This window comes from Streptomyces sp. NPDC048600 (assembly GCF_055587025.1).
In genome coordinates this window covers 129,390-154,160 of sequence record NZ_JBVJGZ010000012.1, presented here as the reverse complement: position 1 = coordinate 154,160, position 24,771 = coordinate 129,390, and the positions used below count along the sequence as shown (strand labels likewise).

Annotated in this window: 14 protein-coding genes and 1 tRNA gene; 5 read left to right on the top strand and 10 right to left on the bottom strand. The window is 73.5% G+C overall.

Features of this window, described 5'->3' with window-relative positions; all coding sequences use genetic code 11:
- Window positions 1–108: 108 nt before the first annotated feature.
- A complete protein-coding gene (locus ACZ6SQ_RS18470) occupies window positions 109–1,227 on the bottom strand; it encodes a DUF2786 domain-containing protein (protein ID WP_469562975.1) in 1,119 nt (372 codons plus the stop codon).
- A 116-nt stretch (window positions 1,228–1,343) separates the two neighbouring features.
- On the opposite strand from ACZ6SQ_RS18470, the gene ACZ6SQ_RS18465 reads away from it, so the two are divergent.
- Window positions 1,344–2,096: a Clp protease N-terminal domain-containing protein gene (locus ACZ6SQ_RS18465; RefSeq protein ID WP_469562972.1), complete on the top strand. Its 753-nt coding sequence runs from the start codon at window positions 1,344–1,346 to the stop codon at window positions 2,094–2,096.
- Between the two features lie 194 nt (window positions 2,097–2,290).
- Complete coding sequence (locus tag ACZ6SQ_RS18460) at window positions 2,291–3,979, top strand: bifunctional 3'-5' exonuclease/DNA polymerase (RefSeq protein ID WP_469562969.1); 1,689 nt, start codon at window positions 2,291–2,293, stop codon at window positions 3,977–3,979.
- A gap of 77 nt (window positions 3,980–4,056) precedes the next feature.
- Here the strand turns inward: ACZ6SQ_RS18460 and ACZ6SQ_RS18455 are convergent, their stop codons facing one another.
- On the bottom strand, window positions 4,057–7,374 hold the full coding sequence (locus ACZ6SQ_RS18455) for an AfsR/SARP family transcriptional regulator (protein ID WP_469563119.1): 3,318 nt from the start codon (window positions 7,372–7,374) through the stop codon (window positions 4,057–4,059).
- Window positions 7,375–8,199: 825 nt separating this feature from the next.
- On the opposite strand from ACZ6SQ_RS18455, the gene ACZ6SQ_RS18450 reads away from it, so the two are divergent.
- The 3 genes from ACZ6SQ_RS18450 (at window position 8,200) to ACZ6SQ_RS18440 (ending at window position 11,630) form a co-directional block, all read left to right on the top strand.
- Complete coding sequence (locus tag ACZ6SQ_RS18450) at window positions 8,200–8,595, top strand: hypothetical protein (protein ID WP_386384206.1); 396 nt, start codon at window positions 8,200–8,202, stop codon at window positions 8,593–8,595.
- A gap of 138 nt (window positions 8,596–8,733) precedes the next feature.
- Window positions 8,734–9,384 (top strand): ABC transporter ATP-binding protein, encoded by a 651-nt coding sequence (locus ACZ6SQ_RS18445; RefSeq protein ID WP_469562967.1) that lies wholly within the window; start codon window positions 8,734–8,736, stop codon window positions 9,382–9,384.
- Window positions 9,381–11,630, top strand: coding sequence for an ABC transporter permease family protein (locus tag ACZ6SQ_RS18440; RefSeq protein ID WP_469562965.1), 2,250 nt, complete (start codon window positions 9,381–9,383; stop codon window positions 11,628–11,630). Before ACZ6SQ_RS18445 ends, ACZ6SQ_RS18440 begins: the two co-directional genes overlap by 4 nt.
- Before the next feature lie 141 nt (window positions 11,631–11,771).
- On the opposite strand, the gene ACZ6SQ_RS18435 is transcribed toward ACZ6SQ_RS18440, so the two are convergent.
- The 8 genes from ACZ6SQ_RS18435 to ACZ6SQ_RS18400 all read right to left on the bottom strand — a co-directional run bounded on the left by ACZ6SQ_RS18435 (window position 11,772) and on the right by ACZ6SQ_RS18400 (window position 24,587).
- A tRNA-Thr gene (locus tag ACZ6SQ_RS18435) sits at window positions 11,772–11,848 on the bottom strand.
- 106 nt (window positions 11,849–11,954) lie between these two features.
- Window positions 11,955–13,532 carry an alpha/beta hydrolase gene (locus ACZ6SQ_RS18430; RefSeq protein WP_469562962.1) on the bottom strand — a complete coding sequence of 526 codons (1,578 nt, stop codon included), beginning with the start codon at window positions 13,530–13,532 and terminating at the stop codon, window positions 11,955–11,957.
- Window positions 13,533–13,641: 109 nt separating this feature from the next.
- Window positions 13,642–14,847 carry a DNA polymerase III subunit delta' gene (locus ACZ6SQ_RS18425; RefSeq protein ID WP_469562958.1) on the bottom strand — a complete coding sequence of 402 codons (1,206 nt, stop codon included), beginning with the start codon at window positions 14,845–14,847 and terminating at the stop codon, window positions 13,642–13,644.
- Between the two features lie 134 nt (window positions 14,848–14,981).
- Entirely contained in the window at window positions 14,982–18,386 is a 3,405-nt protein-coding gene (gene tmk, locus ACZ6SQ_RS18420) for a dTMP kinase (RefSeq protein ID WP_469562955.1), read from the bottom strand.
- Between the two features lie 156 nt (window positions 18,387–18,542).
- Window positions 18,543–21,368, bottom strand: coding sequence for a type I DNA topoisomerase (gene topA, locus ACZ6SQ_RS18415; RefSeq protein WP_469562953.1), 2,826 nt, complete (start codon window positions 21,366–21,368; stop codon window positions 18,543–18,545).
- Window positions 21,369–21,789: 421 nt separating this feature from the next.
- On the bottom strand, window positions 21,790–21,987 hold the full coding sequence (locus ACZ6SQ_RS18410; protein WP_386384194.1) for a hypothetical protein: 198 nt from the start codon (window positions 21,985–21,987) through the stop codon (window positions 21,790–21,792).
- A gap of 377 nt (window positions 21,988–22,364) precedes the next feature.
- A complete protein-coding gene (locus ACZ6SQ_RS18405; RefSeq protein WP_469562950.1) occupies window positions 22,365–23,903 on the bottom strand; it encodes a DUF7059 domain-containing protein in 1,539 nt (512 codons plus the stop codon).
- A gap of 66 nt (window positions 23,904–23,969) precedes the next feature.
- Window positions 23,970–24,587, bottom strand: coding sequence for a small secreted protein (locus ACZ6SQ_RS18400; RefSeq protein ID WP_386384190.1), 618 nt, complete (start codon window positions 24,585–24,587; stop codon window positions 23,970–23,972).
- Between the last annotated feature and the right edge of the window lie 184 nt (window positions 24,588–24,771).

Here is a 24,771-nt window from a genome sequence, read left to right as displayed (position 1 = left end):
TACTGGACGTACTCGGGCTTGTGTTTGGTGCGGCGAGTGGGGGCACCTCCCACGAAGTGGGGGAGCGTGCAGGGCGTCGCGGGGCAGGCGGGAGTTCGACGACAGGCCCTAGCCGAGGCGGTGACGGGAGCGGACCTCCGCGTGGTCGGCGGCCCGGGAGCCTTCCGTCCAGCCCGCCTCGTCGCTGACCCCGCGCAGCCGGCTCGTGGTCGTCTCCGGGAAGAGACTGTCGGTCGCGGCGGTGACCGCGACCTCGCGGGAGGCGAGGACCGGCAGCAGGTCGTCGGCCACCTGGGTCTCCGCGGCGGCCGCGAGCCGGGTGCCGACGCGATGCGCGTACGCGGCCAGGAACGACTGCCGGAAGGTCTTGGTCCGCTTACGGCCGCCGGCCCGCTGGGCGGCCTCCGCCCGGGTCATGGCCGTGGTGGCCTGCACCAGCAGTGAGGCGTAGAGGAGTTCGACCGCCTCCAGGTCGGCCTCGAAGCCGACCACCGTGGAAAAGGCGAGGGGCTCGTTCCACACGGCCCGGCAGTGGTTGGCGGTGGCGACGGCGTCCAGCAGGACCGCCTTGGCCTGCTCGTACGGCGGTTCGACGCCGATCCGGCAGGCCGCGGGCGCGTCCGGGGCCGGCGCCCGCGCGGCGATGAGCGCCTCGTCCACACTGTGCCGCGCCATCAGCTCCTGCGCCTTGGCGCTCAGCGCCTCCGCCTCCTCCGGGTATCCCGTCGCCTCGGCCTTGGCGAGCAGCGCGCGGATCCGGGTGAGCATCTTGGACTCGCCGCGCGGGGCGGCGCCCGTCCGGCCGGCCCCGGGGTGGTCCAGGGGCTCCAGCGACGGCAGCCGCAGCAGCAGGCGGTACAGCTCCAGGACGGACGTGGCGTGCGTGAAGCGGTCCGTCCGCCGCGGCGGGTCCGCGGGCAGTCCGGCGAGCTGGGCGTTCCAGCGCGGCCCGCGCGGGCCGTCGTCCGGCACCTGCGCCCGGACCAGGGCCGCCAGCAGCCGTACGTGGACGTCGTCCAGGTCCCGCCGCACCAGCCGTACGACGTCGGCGGGCTGCCAGCCGCGGCGCCAGGCCGTCTCCACGAACTCCCGTCCGCGCCGCTCCAGTTCGGGGTCCGCGGCCGGGTCGGCGGCGAGCAGGGAAGCGGCGGTGTCGAGGGCGTGTCCGGGCGTGTCGCCGTACAGCGCGGCCTCGAAGGCACGTTCGACGGTGGTGGGGGTGCTCACCGGTCGATGGTCTCACCCGGGGGTTCGGGGACCCCGCGCGGAGGCGGCCCGGACGAGACCCGGACAAGTGTCAACCATCGGTTGACAGCACCGGGGGTGCAACCTACGGTTGACACATGACGAAGAACTCCGCCATCACCACCTCCGTACGCCTCGACGACCTCATCGCGGCCATCAAGAAGGTCCACGCGGAACCGCTCGAGCAGCTCCAGGACGCCGTGCTCGCCGGTGAGCACCTGGGCGACGTGGCAGACCACCTGATCGGCCACTTCGTCGACCAGGCCAGGCGCTCGGGCGCCTCCTGGACCGACATCGGCCAGAGCATGGGCGTCACCCGGCAGGCCGCCCAGAAGCGGTTCGTGCCCAAGGAGTCGGCCGACCTCGACCCCAGCCAGGGCTTCAGCCGCTACACCCCGCGCGCACGGAACACCATCGCCGCCGCGCACAACGAGGCCGTCGCCGCGCGCAACGCCGAGGGGCGGCCCGAGCATCTGGTCCTCGGCCTGCTCGCCGAGCCGGAGGGCCTCGCCGCGAAGGCCGTCACCTCCCAGGGCGTCCTGCTCGACACCGTCCGCCAGGCGGCGCAGGCCGCGCTGCCGCCGGCCGTCGAGGACGCGCCCGAGCTGGTGCCCTACGGGCCCGACGCCAAGAAGGTCCTGGAGCTCACCTTCCGCGAGGCCCTGCGCCTCGGCCACAACTACATCGGCACCGAGCACATCCTGCTGGCCCTGCTGGAGTTCGAGAACGGCGAGGGCCTGCTGAACGGGCTGGGGATCACCAAGGCGGCCGTGGAGCAGTGGCTGTCGGAGGCGCTGGCCCTGCTGGTCGCCGCCCAGCAGCCCGAGACCTCGGAACCGGACACGGACTGAACGGGCCGGACACGGGCCGCGCGGACGCGGACTGAGCGAGCCGGGTACGAACCACGCGGGCACGGACTGAACAGGCGGGACACGGGCCGCGCGGGCACAGACCGCGTGCGCACAAACTGCGCGGACCGGACTCGGCCCTAGCGGCGAATCAGCTGGTCAGGGCCGTTGTCAGACCCCGGTGTCACACTCGGGGCATGGCCGACCGCTGGGCGCTCGCTCCGGCCGAGGACGGTGGCGTGGAGGTCGCCGCCCTCGGTCCCGACGGCCTGCCCGCGGGGCCGGTGACCTGGGAGCCCGACCTCGCCGGGGCCGTGCGCGGACGGCCCGGGGTCACGCGCTGGGTGTGGCGCTCCACCGCCGAGGTCTATCCGCGTCTGCTCGCCGCGGGGGTGCGGGTGGAGCGGTGCTACGACATCGAGGACGCCGAGATACTGCTCCTCGGCCACGAGGGCCGGTACGGCGAACCGCGCTCGGCGGCCGCGGCCCTCGCCCGGCTGCGCGGCGGCCCCGTGCCGGCCGACCCGCGCCAGCGCGCCGCCGAACCGGGCGCGCAGTCCCCGCTGTTCGAGCCGCAGGGAACGCACGTACCCCTGCGGGACCTGATCGACGTGTACGCCGAGCAGCAGCGCCGGCACGACGCGACCGCGCACCCGGACCGGATGCGGCTGCTCACCGCCGCCGAGTCGGCGGGCCTGCTGGTGGCCGCCGAGATGAACGCTGCGGGACTGCCGTGGAGCGCGGAGGTCCACCGCAGCGTCCTGCACGAACTGCTCGGCGAGCGGTACGCGGGCGGGGGCGAGCCGCGCCGACTGGCCGAGCTGGCCGACGAGGTCTCCGCCGCCTTCGGCCGCCGGGTGCGGCCCGATCTGCCCGCCGATGTGATCAAGGCCTTCGGCCGGGCCGGGGTCAAGGTCACCTCGACCCGCCGCTGGGAGATCGAGAACGTGGACCACCCGGCGGTGAAGCCGCTGCTGGAGTACAAGAAGCTGTACCGCATCTGGGTCGCCCACGGCTGGTCCTGGCTCCAGGACTGGGTGCGCGAGGGCCGGTTCCGCCCGGAGTTCGTCGCCGGAGGCACCGTCACCGGGCGCTGGGTGACCAACGGCGGGGGCGCCCTGCAGATCCCCCGGGTCATCCGGCGGGCCGCCGTCGCCGACCCCGGCTGGCGGCTGGTCGTCGCCGACGCCGACCAGATGGAACCCCGTGTGCTCGCCGCGATCTCCCGCGACCCCGGGCTGATGGAGGTGGCGGGCCGCGAGAGCGACCTCTACCAGTCGGTGTCCGACCGGGCCTTCTCCGGCGACCGCGCACAGGCCAAACTCGCCGTCCTGGGCGCGGTGTACGGCCAGACCTCCGGGGACGGCCTGAAGAACCTCGCCGCGCTGCGCCGCCGGTTCCCCAGGGCGGTCGCCTACGTCGACGACGCCGCCCGCGCGGGTGAGGAGGGCCGACTGGTGCGGACCTGGCTCGGGCGGACCTGCCCGCCCGCGGTGGGCGCGGCCGACTCCGCCGAGGAGGCCGGGCTCCCCCAGGACGAGGCGTCCGAGGAGACCCCGGGCCAGGAGTGGGTGCCGGGCTACGCCTCCACCAACGCCCGTGCCCGCGGCCGTTTCGCCCGCAACTTCGTCGTCCAGGGCAGCGCCGCCGACTGGGCCCTGCTGCTGCTCGCCGCCCTGCGCCGCGCCTGCGCGGACCTCTCCGCCGAGCTGGTCTTCTTCCAGCACGACGAGGTGATCGTGCACTGCCCGGCCGAGGAGGCCGACACCGTCGTCCGGGCCATCCGGGAGGCGGCGGAGCTGGCGGGACGGCTGACCTTCGGGGAGACCCCGGTGCGGTTTCCGTTCACCACGGCGGTGGTGGAGTGCTACGCGGACGCCAAGTGAGGTGCCGGGCGGACGCCCCACGGCCGTGCGGACGCCTCGCATCCTGGCGGGGCGGGCTCCCGCCGGCCCGCCCGCGGTCAGCCCGTCGCGCCCAGCAGTTCCCGCAGCTCCGCCACGACCACCTTCTCGTCGGTGCCGTCCAGCGCGGTGAGCGCGGCGCGCCACTCCGCGTGGGCCTCCTCCGTACGGCCGCGCTCGCGCAGCAGGTGTCCTTGCTGATGGCGGGCGAGGGCGCGGGTGTAGCCGTCGGCGCGGGCGTCGGCCCGTCCGATCAGCTCGGCGCACTCCCGCCCGGCCCGGCAGGTGCGCCCGAGCAGACGCAGGGCACGCACCAGGCCGAGCCGCGTCTGGGACTCGCCGTGCCAGTCGCCGTGGCCGCCCAGGATGCGCAGGCTCTCCTCGAAGTGCGGTACGGCCGCGTCCGGTTCGCCGAGGGTGAGATGGGCGTACCCGATGTTGCAGTGCGCCGAGTGCTGCACGATGACCGCGCCGATCTCGACCCCGATCGCGAGGGAGCGGCGGTGCTGCTCGATGGCGGCGCGCGGGTCGGTGTGCTCGTAGAGGTTGCCGAGGTGGCTGTAGGTGACGGCCTCGCCCTGCGGGTCGTTCAACTGCCGCGAGTACGCGAGGCTCTGGCGCAACGCGTCCCCCGACTCGGCGTGCCGGCCCAGCCCTTCGAGCAGCAGGCCGCGGTTGTTGAGGCAGCGGCGGATGCGGGTGACCTCGTCCAGCCGCCGCCAGATCTCCAGCGACCGGTCGTTGAGGGCGAGCGCCTCCGTCTGGCGGCCGGTGAGGAAGTGCAGCCCTGCGAGGTCGCCCAGCGCGTACGCCTCGGCCGCCGCGTCCCCGAGCCGCCGCGCCACGGTGAGGGCGGCCCGCCCGAGCACCTCCATTTCGGCGACCCGGCCGCTGCGGTGCAGACAGGGGAACAGCAGACGCAGCAGCGTGGAGAGCCGGGCGTCGGTGGCCCGCCCGGCCCCGGCGCGGCGCTCCGCCAGCGCCACGATGTTCGCCAGTTCCCCGTCGGCCCAGGCGAACGCCTCCTCCGGGCTGCCGAACGGCGGTACGGCGGTGACGTCCGCGGCGTGTCCGGGCGGCTGCGCGACGGTCGGACGGCGGCGGTCGTCCAGGTCGAGGCCGGGTTCGAGGATCGCGGTGAGGATGCGTTCGGCGACGGCCGCGTACCAGCGCAGGGCGGCCTCGGCGGTCTCGTCGTCGGGGCCCGCGGCGGTGCCGGGGTCCGGCCCGGCGGCGGCCGACCCGCTGTCCTGCGCGGAGTGGGCGAGTTCGCGGGCGAAGTCGCGGACGAGGTCGTGCGGGGCGTAACGGCCGTACGCCGTCTCCTCCAGCAGGGCCACGTCGACGAGCCGGTCGAGGGCGGCCTCGGCGCGCCGTTCGTCGGTGCCGAGGAGCCGGGCGAGCAGCGGGACGCCGTACGCGGGCAGGTCGAGGGCGCCGATCCGGCCGAGGGCGGCGGCCGCGTCCCGGTCGGCCTCGCGGTCGGAGGCGGCGAGCGCCTCGTGCGCGACGGCGAGGGAGCGGCGCACGCTCAGGTCGTCGTACTCCAGGTGATGCAGCCGCCCTTCCGTGGCGGCCAGTTGACCGGCCAGCACCTCCGGGGTGAGCGCCCTGCGGGCGGCCAGCCGGGCGGCGACGACGCGCAGGGCGAGCGGGAGCCGACCCGCGAGGCCGACCAGCGGATGACCGGGGTCCAGTCCGTCACGGCCGGAGACCGCGCGCAGCAGGGCGGCGCTGTCCTCGTCGCTGAGCGGCGAGAGCGGGAAGCGGACGGCTCCGTCGAGCGCGGTCAGGGGTGAGCGGCTGGTGACGATCACCGCGCAGCCGGGTCCGGCCGGCAGCAGCGGCCGTACCTGCGCGGCGTTCGCGGCGTCGTCCAGGACCATCAGGGTGCGGGCCGGGGCGAGCAGGGAGCGCAGCAACGCGGCCGCGGCGTCCGGGTGTTCGGGGATGCGTCGGGGTTCGGTGCCGAGGTCGCGCAGCAGGGCGGCGAGGGCCTGGCCGGGGGTGAGCGGGGTCATGCCCGGGGTGGCGCCGTGCAGGTTCACGTACAGCTGCCCGTCCGGGAAGCGTTCCCGGAGCCCGTGCGCCACGTGCAGGGCGAGCGCGCTCTTGCCGACCCCGGCCATCCCGCTGACGACGGCCACGGCCGAGGGGCGGGCCAAGGTGTCGAGGACGTCGTCGCGGACACCGGCGCGGCCGGTGAAGTGGGCCGGGGGCGGCGGGAGTTGGGCAGGGCGGGGGGAGGCGGTGCGGCGCGGGGAGGCGGCTTGGGCGGTTCGCCCGGAGGAGTCGGCGGTCCGCGCCTCGGGCCCGGGGGCGGTGTCCCGGGCCCGGCCCGCGCCTTGGCCGTGGACTGCCGGCGGCTTCGTCGCTGTGGAGGCGCCGGAGGGCTCCCCGCGCTGGCCGCGCAGCACCTCCAGATGCGCCTCACGCATCGCGGGGCCCGGTTCGACGCCGAGGTCCTCGACGAGACGGGCCCGCAGATCGCGGTGGACGGCGAGGGCCTCGGCCTGGCGTCCGGTGGCGTTCAGGGCGAGCATCAGCTGCCGGTGGAAGGTCTCGCGCAGCGGATGCTCGGCGGCGAGGGCCGCGAGATCCGGTACGAGAGTGCCGGGCCGGCCACCGGGAACGGCCAGCTCGGCGTCGTAGCGCCATTCGAGCAGCAGCAGCCGTGCCTCGGCCAGACGCTGCACGAAGGCGTATCCGCCGAGCTCGGACGAGAGTCCGCCGAGCGGCGTACCGCGCCAGAGCGCCAGAGCGGCGGCGCACTCGCGCAGGGTCCGCTGCCAGTCCCCGCCGGCGTGCGCGGCACGAGCCGCGGCGACGTGCGCGTCGAAGACGTCGACGTCCAGCTCGCCCCGCTCGACGCGCAGCAGATAGCCGGGCGGTACGGCACGCAGGCGCGCAGGGTCGTCGAGGAGGCGGCGCAGCCGGGTGACGTGGTTGTGCAGCGAGGCGTGTGCTGACGCGGGGGGCTCGTTGCCCCACAGCGCGTCCTTCAGCGAGTCGACCGGCACGACACGGCCGGCCTCCATCAGCAGGGCGGCCAGCAGGGAACGCACCTTGCCGCTGCGTACCGAGCGCACGGAGGGAACGCCGTACGCACGGTCGCCGAGGTGACCGGAATCCCGGACGTGGCCGGAATCGCCGACGTGACGGGACTCGCCGACGCGGCCGGGCTCGCGGCCATGGCCGGGCTCACGGTCACGGTCACCGCTGCCGTCACGGCCGGACTCACGGCCACGGCCGCCGCCGCTGTCGCTGTCCCGGTCGTAGAGGACTGGCGGTCCGAGCAGTCCGAACCGCAGCTCGTGCCGTGACCGGCGCCGCTCCCCCGGGCTCCCGGCTCCGCTGGCGCAGGGAGGTGCCCCCATCCCGCCCCACTGCCTTTCCGCGCGGCCGAGCGGTCGCGCACCCTGCGGGAACGGCCGTACCTGGCCGGTTTCCCACTGCTCCACGGCGGTTTCCCGCCCTCTGTCCCCGGTCGCCCCGGACGGCGGCGCCGGGCGGTCGACGAAATCCGGCGAAGAGGCGACGGAATCCGTCGTGATCCACTACCGTTACGGCGGTTTACCAGGATGCCCAGGCATGGTTCCGCCGTCTGCTGCGTCGCGGCCCGGCCGCCCGTCCGCCTCCGCCCGCCGGCTTCGCACCGGAGGGCCGGCGACGACGCCGGGAACCGTTGGCCACATGTTAGCGATCCGTTGGTGCGACCTGATGTGATCACTTCATCGGATCTGGCCCGACGGTGCGCGCGTGATGACGCGAGCTCGGGGGAGTGTCGCCGCCGCGGCCGGATCCGGGGGCCGCGGGGGTCCCGGTCGGCAGAGGTGAGCGACCGGGATCCTCGTTCATCCCACGCCCCCCACCCAGCCGCCGGTCGCCCAGTCGCCACCCGCCGCTCCCCCTCGTCGGCCCGGACGTCAGCCCCGGCCTGGCACGGCTTCGAACCCGCTTCCACTCCGTCGGCCCCGGCCGAACGCCAGGCCTTTGTCGCGGACAGGCTGCAAACCCCGCGCGTGCTGTTCGCAAACCATCGCCAAGGTCCCGCCGCGACGGAAACCCCAACTCGCCTGTCAGTCATGCGTGTTACAGTCCCACGGCTCGATGCCCAGCAAGTTGGCATCGAAAACGGAGGGAAAAAAGTGAATCGAAAGCTGGCTGTAGGTGTGCTCGCGACCGGGCTCTTCCTGACAGGCATGGGGACAGCGTTCGCAGGCGCGAGCGGGGGAAGCAGCGAGATCCAGGCGCGTGCCGCCTGGAAGGGCATTCCCAAGCTGACGAGCGGAGGGGTGGAGTTCTACCAGGGGCAGTACAAGTTCGAGCCCTCGCAGACGAACCACGGCGCCTTCCACTGGAAGGGCAAGCTCAAGGACGCCAGCCCCGACGACGGGCACAACGTCTACATGCAGGTCAAGGTCGAGGGCTACGACTGGAACCGCTTCAACGGCAAGCAGAAGAAGACCGTCTCGCTGGACAAGCTGGTCTGGGACGGTGCCGCGCTGCACACCGACGACGCCTGGATACGGGCCTGCCGTGACCGAGGCTCGCTGCGCCCCGACAACTGCTCGGAGACCAAGCACTACAAGCGCTGAGCCAGACTGACGGATCGCATCCGTCAGTCAGGACACACCTCTGGGCCCCGGTCTGACCAACCGGGGCCCTCCGGCTCCCCGGGGGACACGATCAGTACCAGTACGTCAGACACGTCACACATCCTCTCCGCGAGCGGAGTGGAGTTCTCCTACGGCTCCACACCGGCCGTGCGCGACGCGCATCTCGCGCTCGCGCGGGGCGAGGTCGCGGCGATCACCGGGGCGAGCGGTTCCGGCAAGTCCTCGCTGCTCTACTGCCTGGCGGGAGTGCTGCCTCCGTCCCGCGGCAGGATCAGTTTCGAGGGGCAGGACTACACCGACCTCGACGACGAGGAGATCAGCGCCCTGCGCCGGGAGCGGTTCGGATTCGTCTTCCAGTACGGCGAGTTGCTGCCCGAGCTCACCATCGAGGAGAACACCGCCCTGCCGCTGCGCCTCGCCGGTCGGCGCAAGCGCCCCGCGCTCAAGGCAGCCGCCGAGGTGCTCGACCGGCTCGGCATCGGCGAGCTGCGCGAGCGGCGGCCGTCCCAGGTGTCCGGCGGGCAGAGCCAGCGCGTGGCCGTCGCCCGGGCCCTGGTGCACAAGCCGGCCGTGGTCTTCGCCGACGAGCCGACCGGCGCCCTCGACAGCGCCAACGCCGGCGCCGTCCTGAAGGAGTTCCTGGACCTGGCCCGCTCGCAGGGCACCGCCGTGCTCCTGGTCACCCACGACCGCACGGTGGCCGCGCAGGCCGACAGCCGCTACACGATGGCCGACGGGACCCTCGCCCCCGTGGGAGCGGCGGGATGAGGGAGTTCCTGCTCGGACTGCGGCTGCTGTTCGGCTCCGGCCGGGGTGCCCGCGTCCGCTTTCTGCTGATGACCCTGGGCGGGTCGCTCGGCGTGTGCTGTCTCGCCCTCGTCCTCACCATCCCGGCGATCCTCGACGCCCACGACGGCCGGGCCGCCGCCCGCGAGCCCAAGGTCTTCCAGGGCGAGCGATCGGGTCGGCCCACGCTCGTCCTCGAACGGTCCGACGCACACGGCTCGAAGATGTTCGGCCGTGTCTTCCTCGCCACCGGCACCACGGACACACCGAAGCCTCCCCCGGGCCTGAGCAGGATGCCCGAGCCGGGCGAGGTGTACGTCTCCCCCGCGCTGCGCGACCAGCTCCGGCGCGAGCCCGGCCTCAAAGGGCTGCTGCCGGGCCGGGAGAAGGGTCTGATCGGACCGGCCGGTCTGACCGACCCCAACGAGCTGTACGCCTACATCGGCACCACACGCGACCGTATCGGGGCCGAGGCCCGGGAGTTGAAGAGCTTCGGAGCGCCCTACGCGCCCACCACGGCGGTCGAGCCCTCGACCCTGGAGATCCTCCGCTTCACCCTGGCCACCCTCGTCCTTCTGCCGCTCGGCGTCTTCCTGTCCGTGTGCGCCAAACTGTCGGCCGCCAGCCGCAACCGCCGGCTCGCGGCCCTGCGTCTGCTCGGCCTGAGCGCGAAGGGCACCCAGCGGGTCAACGCCGCCGAGACGGTGGTCGCCGCGCTGCTCGGCGCACTGCTCGGGCTGGGCGAGTTCGCGCTGCTCAACCGGGTCATGTCCGCCACCGGGCTGCCCGGGCTGAAGTGGTACCCGGGTGACGGCGCCCTCTCCGGCGAGACGGTCGCCATCTGCCTGCTCGGCTGCCCGGCGCTGGCCTGGTTCGTGGGGCGCATGAGCGCCCGCGCCGCGGCCCGCAATCCGCTGAGCACACGCCGTTCCGCGGCACCTCGGGCACCGCGTGTGTGGACGATCCTCGTGCTCGTCTCCGGCCTGGGCCTCGTCATCGGCTACAGCGCCACCGGACTCACCGCCCACCCCGCCCAGAGCCAGGGGATACACGCCGTCCTGGTGGTGGCGGGGGCGCTGCTGACCGGCCTCGGCCTCGTCCTGACGCTGCCGCTGCTGTCGTACGCCCTGGCCAAGCGCCTCGCCCGGTCCGGGAACCTCGCCCTCAACCTGGCCATGCGCCGCAACGAGGTCGAGCCCGGCAGCGCGATGCGTGTGGTCACCGGCCTGGTCCTGCTGGTGTTCTCCGCGTCCCTCGCCCAGGGCGTGCTGGTCGAGTTGAGCCAGGTGTCCCGCAACACGTCGCCCGCACAGCAGTACAGCCTCTCGCTGGATCCGCTCACCCAGGAGCAGCAACGACAACTGCGCGGTATCCCGGACGTCGAGGCGAGCGCCGTCGTCATGGACAACGTCGACCTCGACAGCGACATCTCCAGCGCCGTGATCGCCACCTGTGCGCAGGTGGCCAAGATGGTGCGGGAGTCCAAGGGCTGTGTCGACGGCAGGGCGATGCGCCTGCTGAACCTGGACGGGGCCCCGGTCTCCGCGAGTCCGTCCAGTTACGTCGTGCGCAAGGACGGCAAACGCGGCACCTTCCGTGTTCCCGGGCCGAGGGAGACGGTGGTGTACGTGTCCAGCACCTCGACGGGTCTCGGCGGCGACATCCTGCTCCCGCCCTCGGCGCTCCCCACGGGTGCCGTTCCCGTGGGCGCCTACCTGGTCCTCTCCTCCGGCTCCGACCCGTCGACCGTACGCACCGTCCTCGACCGGATCGGCGCCATCGCGCCCACCTCGGAGGTCGATCTGGAGGGCGTCAACGTCGAGGCGCTGCAGCAGATCACCGTCATCGAGACCTTGCTGTTCCTGGGCATGGTGATGGGTCTGGTCATCGGCGTCGCCGCCTTCCTCGTCTCCGTCACGGACCGGGCCGTCGAACGCCGCGCCCAGGTGACCGCCCTCGCCCTCATCGGAGCCCGGCCGCGCACCCTGCGGGCCGTGCAGTGCCTCCAGGTGGTCCTGCCGCTCACCGTCGGCCTCGTCCTGGCCCTGGTCTGCGGAAAGCTCGCGGAGTCCGCCTACCTGGTCACCGGCGGCGGCGCGATCTTCTGGGACGGCGCGGGCGTACCCCCGCTGCTGGCGGCCGCCCTCGGCGTCCTCGCCATCGCGATCGCCGGCACCCTCCCCCTGGCCGGCCGCCGCATCGACCCGGAACTGATCCGCCGCGACTGACCCCGGCGCCCCGCCCCCCGCTACCTCCCCACGGACAGGATCCTGTCCGTGGGGAGGTAGCGGGGGGCTCACCAGTGGCGTCGCCACAAGGCCGACGAAAAAAGAAAACCACAGGTCAAAGGCTTGACCTGTGGTTTCAAGTGGAGCCGCCTTCGGGATTCGAACCCGAGACCTACGCATTACGAGTGCGTTGCTCTGGCCATCTGAGCTAAGGCGGCGCGCTGCCGACACTATGGTGCGATCGGCAACGTCGGTAAGTCTACACAGTTTCCGCGGGTGCTCCGCACCAGCCCCGGAGGAGGACCTCCGGGGCCGGTCGCAGGGCTACGAGCAGCGCTTTCCGTCGGCCGGCGGGGTTCCGCGCAGCAGGAAGGCGTTGATCGTCGAGTCGATGCAGTCGCTGCCGCGGCCGTACGCCGTATGGCCGTCGCCCACATAGGTGAGCAGTCGGCCGGAGGAGAGCTGACCGGCCAGCGCCCGCGCCCAGCGGTAGGGGGTCGCCGGGTCGCGGGTGGTGCCGACCACGACGACGGGCGCAGCGCCCTCCGCCTCGATGCGGTGCGGCTCACCGGTCGGCGCGACCGGCCAGTACGCGCAGTTCAGCGAGGCCCACGCGAGACTCCTGCCGAAGACCGGCGACGCCTTCTCGAAGGCGGGCAGCGACTCGCGCACCTGGTCGGGGCCGTCGAAGGCGGGCGGCAGGTCGAGGCAGTTCACGGCGGCGTTCGCGAACATCAGGTTCGAGTACTCACCGCCCGCCTCCCGCTCGTAGTAGGCGTCCGAGAGCATCAGCAGGCCCGCGCCGTCGTTCTCGCGCATCGCCGAGGTCAGCGCCTCGCGCACCTGCGTCCAGGACGCCTCGTCGTACATCCCCGCCAGCACGCCCATGGTGCCCAGGGACTCGCTGAGCCTGCGGCCGTCGATGTCGCCGGTCGGGATCGGCCGCGCGTCCAGCTTCCCGAAGAACGCCGTGAGGGTACGTCCGGCCTGCTCGGGCGTGGTGCGCGGACCGCCGAGCGGGCAGTCCGGCTGCCGTACGCAGTCCCTCGCGAACGCCCGGAACGCCGTCTCGAAGCCCGCCGTCTGCTCCAGGTTCAGCCTGCGCGCGGGCAGCGAGGGGTCCATCGCGCCGTCCAGCACCAGCCGCCCGGCCCGCTCCGGGAACAGCCCGGCGTACGTCGCCCCGAGGAACGTCCCGTACGACGCCCCCACGTACGTCAGCTTCTCGTCGCCCAGCACCTCCCGCAGGATGTCCATGTCGCGGGCCGCCTCGACGGTGGAGACATGCCGCAGCAGCTTCGGCGCGTCCGCCCCGCAGCCCTCGGCGAACTTCTTGAACTCGCCGACCAGGTCGTCCACCTCCCCGGCGTCGTCCGGCGTGGTGTCCGTCTTGGTGTACGCGTCCATGTCGGGGCCGTCCAGGCACTCGACGGGCTCGCTGCGCGCGACGCCGCGCGGGTCGACGGCCACCATGTCGTAGCGGGCGCGCACCTCCTCCGGATAGCCGATCCCCGCGTACGCCTGGAGGTAGCCGATCGCCGAGCCGCCCGGCCCGCCCGGGTTCACCAGCAGCGAGCCGAGCCGCTCGCCCGGCCCGGTCGCCTTCCTGCGGGCGACCGCGAGCCGTACGTCACCCCGGCCCGGGTCGGCGTAGTCCAGCGGCGCCTTCATGGTGGCGCACTCGAAACCGGGCACTCCGCAGCTGCGCCAGGCCAGCCGCTGCGCGTAGTACGGGGCCAGCGCGGTCGGCGTCGCCCGGGGCAGCGCCGCCAGCCTCGCGTGCGCCGCCGAGGCCGACGAACCCGACGCGCTGCCCGAGGAACAGGCGGAGACGAGCAGCGCGGCGGCGGCGAAGAGGGCGGCGGCCGTACGGGATCTGCGAGGGATGCGCCTTGTGTCCATTCCGCGAGAGTAACTCTGCGCGACCGCCCGGACGCCCTGCGTGTGCGTTGTGCCCCGGACGGGGTACGGCGTCAATCCGCGGGGACCGCCCCGGAGCCCCGGCCCGGGGTCAGCCGGATCTGAGAGCCATGGTCATCGCCTCCACCGCCAGCAACGGCGCCACGTTGCGGTCCAGCGCGTCACGGCACGCGCCGATCGCCTCGATGCGGCGCAGGGTCGACTCCGGGGTGCCGGAGCGGGCCATGCGCTCCAGGGCGTCCTCGGCGTCGGTGTTGGCGAGGGCCACCCTCGAACCCAGCTGGAGGGCCAGGACGTCCCGGTAGAAGCCGGTGAGATCGGTCAGGGCCAGGTCGAGGCTGTCGCGCTGGGTACGGGTCCTGCGGCGCTTCTGCTTGTCCTCCAGGTCCTTGATCACACCGGCCGTGCCGCGCGGCATGCGCCCGCCCTGGGCCGCGCCCAGAGCCGCCTTCAGCTCCTCGGTCTCCTTGGCGTCGAGTTCCTCGGCGAGCTGCTTGGCGTCCTCGGCGGCGGCGTCGACCAGTTCCTGCGCGGCCCTGAGGGCGCCGCCGACGTCCTCGACCCGCAGCGGCAGCTTGAGCACCGCGGCGCGGCGCTCCCGGGCGGCCGGGTCCGTGGCCAGGCGGCGGGCCCGGTCGACGTGCCCCTGGGTGGCCCGGGCCGCCGCGGCGGCGACCCCGGGCTCGATGCCGTCGCGCCGCACGAGCATGTCGGCCACCGCGTCCACCGACGGCGTGCGCAGGTTCAGGTGGCGGCAGCGGGAGCGGATGGTGGGCAGCACGTCCTCCAGGGAGGGCGCGCACAGCAGCCACACCGTGCGCGGGGCGGGCTCCTCGACGGCCTTCAGCACGGCGTTCGCCGACTTCTCGTTCAGCCGCTCTGCGTCCTCGACGAGGATGACCTGCCAGCGGCCGTTCGCCGGCGACGTGAACGACTTGCGGACGGTGTCGCGCATGTCGTCGGCGAGGATCTGCGTGCCGACGGCGGCGACCGTGCTGACGTCCGCGTGCGTGCCGATCAGGGCGGTGTGGCAGCCGTCGCAGAACCCGCAGCCCGGGGCCCCGCCGAGGGCGCGGTCGGGGCTCACGCACTGAAGGGCGGCGGCGAACGCCCGCGCGGTCTGCGTACGGCCCGCTCCCGGCGGGCCGGTGAACAGCCACGCGTGCGTCATCTTCGACGCCTCCGGCGGCGGAGTGCCGGTCGTGGCCGCGGTGACCAGGGCGTCGGCGTCCCGGGCAGCGGCGGCGAGCTGCGCGCTCACCTTCTCCTGCCCGACCAGGTCGTCCCACACGGTCATGGGTCAGCCCGCCTTCCGTCACGCTCGGTGTTGCCGCATCCATTGTGCGGGCACCCACTGACAACGCGGACCGCACGGCCGCCGGGCCGCCCCGTCGCGGCGCGGGGACGGCCGCCCGTCACGCCGTTCACCTGTCAGCCGCGACGCCCCCGGCCACGCCGGCCCCGGCCGGTGTCGTCGTCCCGGTTCTCGTCCTCGCGCGGGCCGAGCAGCTCGTCGGCCAGGCTGGGCAGGTCGTCCAGTGGCGTCTCCTCCGCCCAGTCGGAGCGCGGACGGCGGCGCGGGGCGCCCTCCTCGTCGACCTGGGGCAGCTCGCGCGTGCGGTCCTGGGCTCCGCCCGGCCCGGCCTCCGGCCGCTCGTCGCGGAAGAAGCCCGGCGGCACACGGTCCGCCGGATCCCCGCCCGGCACCTGCGGCAGCACGGCGGTCTCCTCCGCCGCACCCGGCGTCACGGGCGGCAGGACCGCCGTCTCGTCCGCCGCGCCCGAGGGCATCTGCGGCAGCACGGTGGTCTCATCGGCCGCCGACGGCGGCACGGGCGGCTGCGGAAGCTCCGCGGTCACCTCCGCGTCGGAGGCACGGCCGGAAGCACGGGGGGCGCGGGAGCCGTCGGAGGCGTCCGACGCTCCGGAACGCCCCGATGCCCTGCCGTCTGCGCGGGTCTCCTGGTCGGCGGCGGCCGCTCGGCCGTCACCGTCGTCGTCCCGCACCGGGCGCAGCACTGCGGTCTGCTCGGCGTCCCGGACCGGGCGCAGCACAGCCGTCTCCTCGGCCGCGCGCACCGGCCGGGCGGACGTGTCCGCCGAGCCGCGGGACGCCTCGTGGGCCGCGCGGGCCTCCTCAGGGGAGACCACGGGCGTCGGCACGGTGGCCGCCTCCGGCGCGCCCGTGGGCGGCGCGGGCGGTGTCGGCGGCTTGGGGCCCGCCGCCGCGGCGGCCGCAGCCTGCTCGGCGGCGCGGCGCGCCTGCTCGGCCCGCAGCAGGGCCTCCTCGGCCTTGCGCTGCTTCTCGAGCCGCCGTTCCTCGGCTTCGGCGCGCAGCCGGGCCTCCTCCTCGGCCCGGCGGCGGCGCTCCTCCTCCTCGGCCCGGCGTCGGGCCTCGGCCTCGGCGCGGGCCTTCTCCTCGGCGAGCAGCCGCTGACGTTCCTCCTCGGCGCGCTTGGCGGCCTCCTCGGCACGCCTGCGGGCCTCCTCCGCCTGGCGCTCCGCCTCGCGACGCTGCGCCTCCTCCAGCTCGCGCCGCTTGCGCTCCTCCTCCTCGGCGCGCAGCTTCGCGAGCTGTTCCTGGCGCTCGCGCTCCAGGCGCTCCTCCTCGGCCTTGCGCGCGGCCTCCTCCTCCGCCTTGCGCCGGGCCTCCTCCTCGGCCTTGCGGCGCGCTTCCTCGCGGGCCTCGATCTCGGCCTCGGACAGCGGCAGCACGGTGTCCAGGCGGTGCCGGATCACGGTGGTGACGGACTCGGGCTCCTGCCCGGCGTCGACCACCAGGTAGCGGCCGGGGTCGGCGGCGGCCAGCGTCAGGAATCCGGAGCGCACGCGCGTGTGGAACTCCAGCGGCTCCGACTCCAGCCGGTCCGGCGCCTCGGTGAACCGCTCGCGGGCGGCCTCCGGCGACACGTCCAGCAGCACGGTGAGGTGCGGGACGAGTCCATGGGTCGCCCAGCGGTTGATCCGGGCGACCTCGACCGGGGAGAGATCGCGGCCCGCGCCCTGGTAGGCCACCGAGGAGTCGATGTACCGGTCGCTGATCACCACCGCGCCGCGCTCCAGGGCGGGCCGTACGACGGTGTCGACGTGCTCGGCGCGGTCGGCCGCGTACAGCAGCGCCTCCGCGCGGTGCGACAGGCCGGCGGACGACACGTCGAGGAGGATCGAGCGCAGGCGCTTGCCGACCGGAGTGGCGCCCGGCTCACGGGTGAGGACGACCTCGTGGCCCTTGCCCCGGATCCACTCGGCGAGCGCCTCGGCCTGGGTGGACTTCCCGGCCCCGTCGCCGCCCTCCAGGGCGATGAAGAAGCCGGTCCCCGCGGGCACCTGCACGGGGTCGTCGCCGCCGAGCAGCGCGTCGCGCAGGTCGTGCCGCAGCGGTACGCCGGAGCGGTCGTCGAGCTTGGCCAGCACCAGCGCGGCCACCGGGAGCAGCAGCGCGCCGACGAGCATCAGGGTGAAGGCGGCGCCGCCGTGGGCGAAGACGAACCGGCCGTTCTCCAGACGGTGCGGGCCGATCAGCCCCGCGATCACGGGGGCGATCAGCACGCCGAGCGCCACGAGGACGCGGACCACGGCGTGCAGGTGCTCGGTGGTGCGGGCGCGGCGGAAGTCCTCGACCTCCTGGTCGAGCAGCGCGTGCCCGATGTTCGCGGCCGCGCCCGCCCCGATGCCCGCCAGGGCGAGGATCAGCAGCACGGTGGTGACGTCCGGGACGAGGCCCGCGGCCAGCAGCGCCAGGCCGGTGAAGGCGATGGCCAGCGCCAGCAGGCGGCGCCGCGACAGCGACACCAGCGCCCTGGGCGCCGTACGGATGCCGACGACGACGCCGCCGGTGAGCGCCAGCACGAGCAGTCCGTAGAGCACCGGGCCGCCGCCCAGGTCCTTGGCGTGCAGTACGGCGACGGAGACGGCGGCGGCCACCGCGCCCGCCACGGCGGCGCAGGTGAGGACGAGCAGCGAGATGGCACCGGTGCGGCCCTTGTCGGCGCCCGTGCCGGTGCGCGGGCGGCGCAGCCCCTCGAGCGGCGACCGCGCGCGCGGGGTGCGCGTGTCGGGCAGCTCCAGGAAGGTCAGCACGGACAGGGACGCGGCGAACAGACCGGCCGCGACGTAGGAGCCGAGCGCCGCCTGGTGCTGGGCGAACCACTCGATGCCCGAGCCCAGCAGGTTGTTCAGCAGAGCCGCGGCGACGAGCGCGGCGGCGGCCAGCGGGATCGCCACGAAGCTCGTGCGCAGCGCGAGCCGGCGCAGGGCGTCCATGTGGTCGGGCAGCGGCCGTACGGTCGCGCCCTCCAGCGGCGGGGCGGGCAGCAGGGCGGGCGCCGCGCTCTCCCTGCTCACCGTCCAGAAGCGCTCGGCGACGCCGGACACGAACACGGTGACCAGCAGGGCGGCCAGGGCGTTGTCCGGTGTCCAGTCGATCCACAGCGGCGCGATGATCAGCAGGGCAACCCGCACACCGTCGGCGCCGACCATGGTCCAGCGGCGGTCGAGCGGGCCCTCCTGCGCGGTGAGGGAGGTCAGCGGTCCGAGCAGGACCGCGCCGAACAGCAGCGTCGCGAGGACGCGTGCTCCGAAGACCGTCGCCACCGCGAACGCCGCTCCGCGGTAGCCGCCGCCGAAGGAGCCCTCGGTGATCGCCGCCTGGAGCGCGAGGAGCACCAGCACCAGCAGGGCGAGGGTGTCGCCGACACCCCCCACCAGCTGTGCGCTCCACAGCCGCTTCAGCTGCGGGGTGCGCAACAGGGCACGGACCGCGCGCTCGCGGGAGTCCGCGACCAGGGCGTCGTCGGGGGCGGGGCGGGGGGCCGTCGGCTGCTCGGCTCGCGTCATGCGTTCAGCCTATCGGGACCGGCCGACACTCAGCGGCGCCACCCGAACACGCGAACGTCCCGGCGCCTGACAGGCGCCGGGACGTTCGCCGGGCGAACACTCAGGGCTCGTGGAACACCCTGACCGGAAGGTTGGCGGATCGGAAGGTTGGCGGGATCAGTCCTCGGCGGGCGCGGAGGATGCCGCGGTCTTCTTGGCGGCGGTCTTCTTGGCCGTCGTCGTCTTCTTCGCGGCCGCGGTCTTCTTCGCCGTGGTCGTCTTCTTGGCGGCGGTCTTCTTGGCCGTCGTCGCCTTCTTCGCCGGGGCCTTCTTCGCCGTCTTCTTGGCGGGACCCTTCGCGCGCTTCTCGGCGAGCAGCTCGTAGCCGCGCTCCGGGGTGATGTCCTCGACGCTGTCGCCGGAGCGCAGGGTCGCGTTGGTCTCCCCGTCGGTGACGTACGGGCCGAAGCGGCCGTCCTTGACCACGACCGGCTTCTCGCTGACCGGGTCGGTGCCCAGCTCCTTCAGCGGCGGCTTGGCGGCCGCGCGACCGCGCTGCTTGGGCTGGGCGTAGATCGCCAGCGCCTCTTCCAGCGTGATCGTGAACAGCTGGTCCTCGGTCTGCAGTGACCGCGAGTCCGTGCCCTTCTTCAGGTACGGGCCGTAGCGGCCGTTCTGCGCGGTGATCTCCTGGCCCTCGGCGTCCGCGCCGACGACACGCGGCAGCGACATCAGCCGGAGGGCGTCCTCCAGGGTCACCGTGTCCAGCGCCATCGACTTGAACAGCGAGGCCGTCCGCGGCTTCACGGCGTTCTTGCCGGTCTTCGGGGTGCCCTCCGGGAGCACCTCGGTGACGTACGGGCCGTAGCGGCCGTCCTTGGCGACGATCGTGTGGCCGCTGACCGGGTCGGTGCCCAGTTCGTAGTCGCCGCTCGGCTTGGCGAGGAGTTCCTCGGCCATCTCGACGGACAGCTCGTCGGGGGCCAGGTCCTCGGGGATGTCGGCGCGCTGGTGACCCTCGGCGTCCTTCTCACCGCGCTCGATGTACGGGCCGTAGCGCCCGACGCGCAGCACGATGTCGTTGCCGACGGGGAACGACGACACCTCGCGCGCGTCGATCGCGCCCAGGTCGGTCACCAGTTCCTTGAGGCCGCCGAGGTGGTCCCCGTCGCCGTTGCCGGCGTCGGCCGCGCTGCCGTCGTGGGTGCCCTCGCCGAAGTAGAAGCGCTTCAGCCACGGCACGGACTGGGCCTCGCCGCGGGCGATGCGGTCGAGGTCGTCCTCCATCTTCGCGGTGAAGTCGTAGTCGACGAGCCGCCCGAAGTGCTTCTCCAGGAGGTTGACCACGGCGAAGGACAGGAAGGACGGCACCAGGGCCGTGCCCTTCTTGAAGACGTAGCCGCGGTCGAGGATCGTGCCGATGATCGACGCGTACGTCGACGGGCGGCCGATCTCGCGCTCCTCGAGCTCCTTGACCAGGCTGGCCTCGGTGTAGCGGGCCGGCGGCTTGGTGGCGTGGCCGTCGACGGTGATCTCCTCGGCCGAGAGGGCGTCGCCCTCCGTGACCTGCGGCAGCCTGCGCTCGCGGTCGTCCAGCTCGGCGTTCGGGTCGTCGGCGCCCTCGACGTAGGCCTTCAGGAAGCCGTGGAAGGTGATCGTCTTGCCGGACGCGCTGAACTCGACGTCCCGGCCGTCGGCGGCGCTGCCGCCGATCTTCACGGTCACGCTGTTGCCGGTCGCGTCCTTCATCTGGGAGGCGACGGTCCGCTTCCAGATCAGCTCGTAGAGCTTGAACTGGTCGCCGGTCAGTCCGGTCTCGGCGGGCGTGCGGAAACGATCACCCGAAGGGCGGATCGCCTCGTGCGCCTCCTGCGCGTTCTTGACCTTCCCGGCGTACGTGCGCGGCTGCGCCGGCAGGTAGTCGGCCCCGTACAGCTGCGTGACCTGGGCACGGGCGGCGGAGACCGCGGTGTCCGACAGCGTCGTGGAGTCCGTACGCATGTAGGTGATGAAGCCGTTCTCGTACAGCTTCTGGGCGACCTGCATGGTCGCCTTGGCGCCGAAGCCGAGCTTCCTCGACGCCTCCTGCTGCATCGTCGTCGTACGGAACGGGGCGTACGGCGAGCGGCGGTACGGCTTGGACTCGACGGACCGCACGGAGAAGCGGGTGTTCTCCAGGGCGGCGGCGAGCGCGCGGGCGTTCGCCTCGTCGAGGTGGAGGGTGTTCGCGCTCTTGATCTGTCCCAGGGAGTCGAAGTCGCGGCCCTGCGCGACCCGCCTGCCGTCGACGGTCTGCAGGCGCGCGACCAGCGACGACGGATCCGAGGAGTCCCCCGCGCGGCCGGTCGCGAAGGTGCCCGTCAGGTCCCAGTACTCAGCGGAACGAAACGCGATGCGCTCGCGTTCCCGCTCGACCACCAGGCGTGTCGCGACGGACTGCACGCGGCCCGCCGACAGCTTCGGCATGACCTTCTTCCACAGGACCGGCGAGACCTCGTAGCCGTAGAGGCGGTCGAGGATGCGGCGGGTCTCCTGCGCGTCGACGAGCTTCTGGTTGAGCTGGCGCGGGTTGGCCACGGCGGCCTGGATCGCGGATTTGGTGATCTCGTGGAAGACCATCCGCTTGACCGGGACCTTGGGCTTGAGCACCTCCTGGAGGTGCCAGGCGATGGCCTCGCCCTCGCGGTCCTCATCGGTGGCGAGGTAGAGCTCGTCGGATTCCTTCAGCAGGTCCTTGAGCTTCTTGACCTGGGCCCGCTTGTCGGCGTTGACCACATAGATCGGCTCGAAGTCGTGTTCGACGTCCACACCGAGGCGGCGGACTTCGCCGGTGTACTTCTCCGGCACCTCCGCGGCGCCGTTCGGAAGGTCACGGATGTGCCCGACGCTCGCCTCGACGATGTAGCCGGGGCCGAGGTAGCTCTTGATCGTCTTCGCCTTGGCAGGCGACTCGACGATCACGAGTCGGCGGCCGCCATTCGCGGTCTCGCTGGTCGGGGACAACTTCGCTCTTCTCTCCGGTCGAGGCTCGGGCCTCCCCAGGCCTTGCTTCCCGGGGTCGGGTGGTGACGCTGCGGAGTGTGACGGTACATCCCGCCCCCGTGTCAAACGGGAAAAGCCCGCAACGGCCACTCGAACGGTAACCCGACTACCGCCCTTCCTGCCGCCCGGAGTGTCCAGCGGTTCGTTCCGGTCTATCCGGAGTGTGCCCTCCCTATTACTGCGGAGCCCGCCCTTCCGGGCCGTCCGGCCGACACTTCCCGGCCATCTCCCGGAGGCCTCGGCGACGCCCGCGCACGCGGCCTGTCCCGCCCGGACCTGCGTCTACGTCCGATGCGGGCCGATTCGGCGATCATCCGTGGCAGGAGCGCCGACGCGGTGCGCCCGCGGGCCTCGGCGCGGCGGCCCGGGATCCGCCCGCGGCTCAGATCTGAGTGAAGCACCACACGCCGACGGCGAGCGCGATCACGGCGACGACGCCGGAGACACCGGCCGACAGGAACTGCCGCACCCCGTCCGCGACGGGTTCCCGGTGCCGCACGCGGACCGCTGTCCACACCAGCAGGGCGCCTCCGAACAGGGCGAACACCCCTCCCGCGAAGATCGCCGGTCCGCTCTCCATGGCCGCCCGTCCCTTGTCTCACGTCCCACGTACCGAGCCGACGTGAGGTTGACACGCGCGGGCTACCTGGAGGCGAACCCCAGGTGAACGGGCGGCCGACGGGACGGTGCGGACGTCTGCCGGCACACCCGGGCCGTGGCGGAAGCGGGCCACGGCGCACCCGGGCCACGGCGGACGCGGCGGGACCGTGCGCCGCCCGCCGCCGTGGGCGGCCCGGGCCCGCCGTGGTGCGCGACCCGCCTCGGCGGCGGGTCGCGCAGATCGACGCGATCTCGACGGTGCGGCGGAGGTGGTCGGGGCGCGGTCAGCGGTCCGCGGTCCCGGGCACGGTCCGGGCGGGGTCCGTGATCCGGGCCCGGTCCACGGTCAGCCGCGCGTCAGACCCCCGGCTCCAGGAAGCCCTGCTCCACCAGCACGCGGATCTGAGCGGGTGTGCGGTCGCGCAACAGGACCGGGTCCTCGCCGATCAGCTGGGCGATGGCGTCCAGGATGCGGCCGGCGCTCAGCGAGCCGTCGCACACCCCGGCGAAGCCCGCGCCGACCGTGTCGACCTTGGTGGCCCGGCGCATACCGCGGTTCTGACGCAGCACCACGTGCTCCGGGTCCTCGGCGCCGGGCAGCCCGACCTGCTCCTGCACGACCTCCGCGGCCAGCCTGAACCGGTCCTCGAGCAGGGCCGCGTCGTCGCGTCCGCGCAGATAGTCCAGGCGCTCGAAGTGGGCGCGCACCGCGTCACCGAGCGGCTGCTCGACAGGGTGCGGCCACTCCTCGACCGTGAGGGAGGGCTCGGCGGCGTCCGTCCGGCGCAGGGTGATCCAGCCGAACCCGACGGCTTTCACCTTGCGCGCCTCGAACTCGTCCAGCCACGCGTCGTACCGCGACTGGTACTCGGCCTGGTCGCCGCGGTGGTCACCGGCGTCCCGGAGCCACAGCTCGGCGTACTGAGTGATGTCCTGCACCTCGCGCTGCACGATCCAGGCATCGCACCCGCGGGGCACCCACGACCTGAGTCTGTCCTGCCAGTCCTCCCCTTCCACGTGCTGCCAGTTGGCGAGGAACTGCGCGAACCCGCCCACGTTCAGCCGTTCCCCCGCTCCCTGAACGAGCGAGCGGCACAGATCGTCCCCGGACATGCCGCCGTCGCGGTAGGTCAGGCGGGCGCCGGGCGAGATGACGAAGGGCGGGTTGGAGACGATCAGGTCGTACGTGTCGCCGTCGGGCAGCGGTTCGAACAGCGAGCCCTCGCGCAGATCCGCGGCCGGGGCGCCGGACAGCGCCATTGTGAGCGCGGTGATGTGCAGCGCGCGAGGGTTGAGGTCGGTCGCCGTGACACGCGTGGCGTGCTGCGCGGCGTGCAGCGCCTGGATGCCGGAGCCGGTGCCCAGGTCCAGCGCGGAGGCGACGGGCGTACGGACGGTGATGCCGGCCAGCGTCGTGGAGGCGCCGCCGACCCCGAGCACGACGGCCGTGTCCGTCTGGCGGCCCCGTCCTGCGATGCCACCGGCCCCGCCGACGGCGCAGCCCAGGTCGGACACGATGAACCAGTCCTCGCCGTCCAGCCCGCCGTACGGCCGTACGTCGACGGTCGCGGCCACCTCGTCGCCGGCCGGCACCAGCCAGCCGCCTTCCAGGCACTCGGCGACGGGGAGCACGTCCGCGGCACGTGCGCGCGGGACCGGCTCCTGAAGCAGGAACAGCCGCGTCAGCACTTCCAGGGGCGTGTCCCCCCGCGTCGCCCGCAGGGCCGGCACGGTCTCGCTGCGGGCGAGGGCGGCGTAGGCGGGGGCGCCGAGGAGGTCGAGCAGTCCGTCGGCGGTGAAGTCGGCGGCGAGCAGGGCCTCGCGCAGCCGGGTGGCCACGTCGGGGCGGTCGGCGGAGGGCAGGGGGGACGGGGTGGCGTTACTCACGCCCCCCATTGTGACGGCCCTCCGCCGAACACTCAGCTCTTCCGGCCCCTCCCGCGAGGGGCCTGGCGGCGAGGATCAGCCGTTCGTCGCCGGGGCCGAGGCCGGGGCGGAGGTGCGCTTGCAGCTCTCCTGCTTGCTCATCGCCTGGCCGACCTCGCCCTCCTCCAGGGTCGTCAGGGCGTCGCTGCCGCTCTTGCTGAGCTTGTCCAGCTCGGTGGCGATGTCCTTCAGACCGTCGGCGAACTTCGCCTGGTCCTTGGTGTTCAGCGCGTCGACCTGCTTCTTCAGCGAGGCGTACGACGCGGAGATGGTGTTGAGCTCCTTGACCGCGTCCTGCTGCTTCTTCTCGCCGTTCTCGACGTTCGGGGGCCCGGCCTTGCCGACGGCCGTGCCGATCGCCTTGTAGGCGTCGGACATGTCCTGGAAGGCCTGCGAGTCGGCCTTCTGGACCTCGGCCGGCGTGCTGTTGTCCGAGGCCTCCTTCTTGATGGCCTCGTTGGCGGCCTCGATCTTCTTCGCCTGCGGCTGCACGGCGTCGCAGACCTGCTTGGCCCAGGCGTCCAGTTCCTCGTTGCCGTCGTCACTGCTGCATCCCGACAGCGCCAGTACCAGTACCGCACCGCCGGACAGTGCGGCCGCGAGCTTCTTGTTCACCGGATTGGTCCCTTTCCATGGCTCTCGGCCCCGGAACATACACGCCAAACGGGCGACACTCGCAGAACAAGCGTCTGCTCTGTCTTCTTTTGTCATCATTTGCACCAAGAGAGAGAAGGCTCACGAGAGCACCGTCCGGCAGGACCGCACACGAACGAGGCGGGCGGACGGCGCGTCAGCACGCGCCGTCCGCCCGCCCCTTGGAGCGGCCGTCGTACGACGG

Coding starts and splice junctions, on each gene's coding strand:
- ACZ6SQ_RS18465 (WP_469562972.1), top strand. CDS start 1,344: ATGACGAAGAACTCCGCCATCACCACCTCCGTACGCCTCGACGACCTC.
- ACZ6SQ_RS18460 (WP_469562969.1), top strand. CDS start 2,291: ATGGCCGACCGCTGGGCGCTCGCTCCGGCCGAGGACGGTGGCGTGGAG.
- ACZ6SQ_RS18455 (WP_469563119.1), bottom strand. CDS start 7,374: ATGGGGGCACCTCCCTGCGCCAGCGGAGCCGGGAGCCCGGGGGAGCGG.
- ACZ6SQ_RS18450 (WP_386384206.1), top strand. CDS start 8,200: ATGGGGACAGCGTTCGCAGGCGCGAGCGGGGGAAGCAGCGAGATCCAG.
- ACZ6SQ_RS18440 (WP_469562965.1), top strand. CDS start 9,381: ATGAGGGAGTTCCTGCTCGGACTGCGGCTGCTGTTCGGCTCCGGCCGG.
- ACZ6SQ_RS18430 (WP_469562962.1), bottom strand. CDS start 13,532: ATGGACACAAGGCGCATCCCTCGCAGATCCCGTACGGCCGCCGCCCTC.
- ACZ6SQ_RS18425 (WP_469562958.1), bottom strand. CDS start 14,847: ATGACCGTGTGGGACGACCTGGTCGGGCAGGAGAAGGTGAGCGCGCAG.
- tmk (WP_469562955.1), bottom strand. CDS start 18,386: ATGACGCGAGCCGAGCAGCCGACGGCCCCCCGCCCCGCCCCCGACGAC.
- ACZ6SQ_RS18410 (WP_386384194.1), bottom strand. CDS start 21,987: ATGGAGAGCGGACCGGCGATCTTCGCGGGAGGGGTGTTCGCCCTGTTC.
- ACZ6SQ_RS18405 (WP_469562950.1), bottom strand. CDS start 23,903: ATGGGGGGCGTGAGTAACGCCACCCCGTCCCCCCTGCCCTCCGCCGAC.
- ACZ6SQ_RS18400 (WP_386384190.1), bottom strand. CDS start 24,587: ATGTTCCGGGGCCGAGAGCCATGGAAAGGGACCAATCCGGTGAACAAG.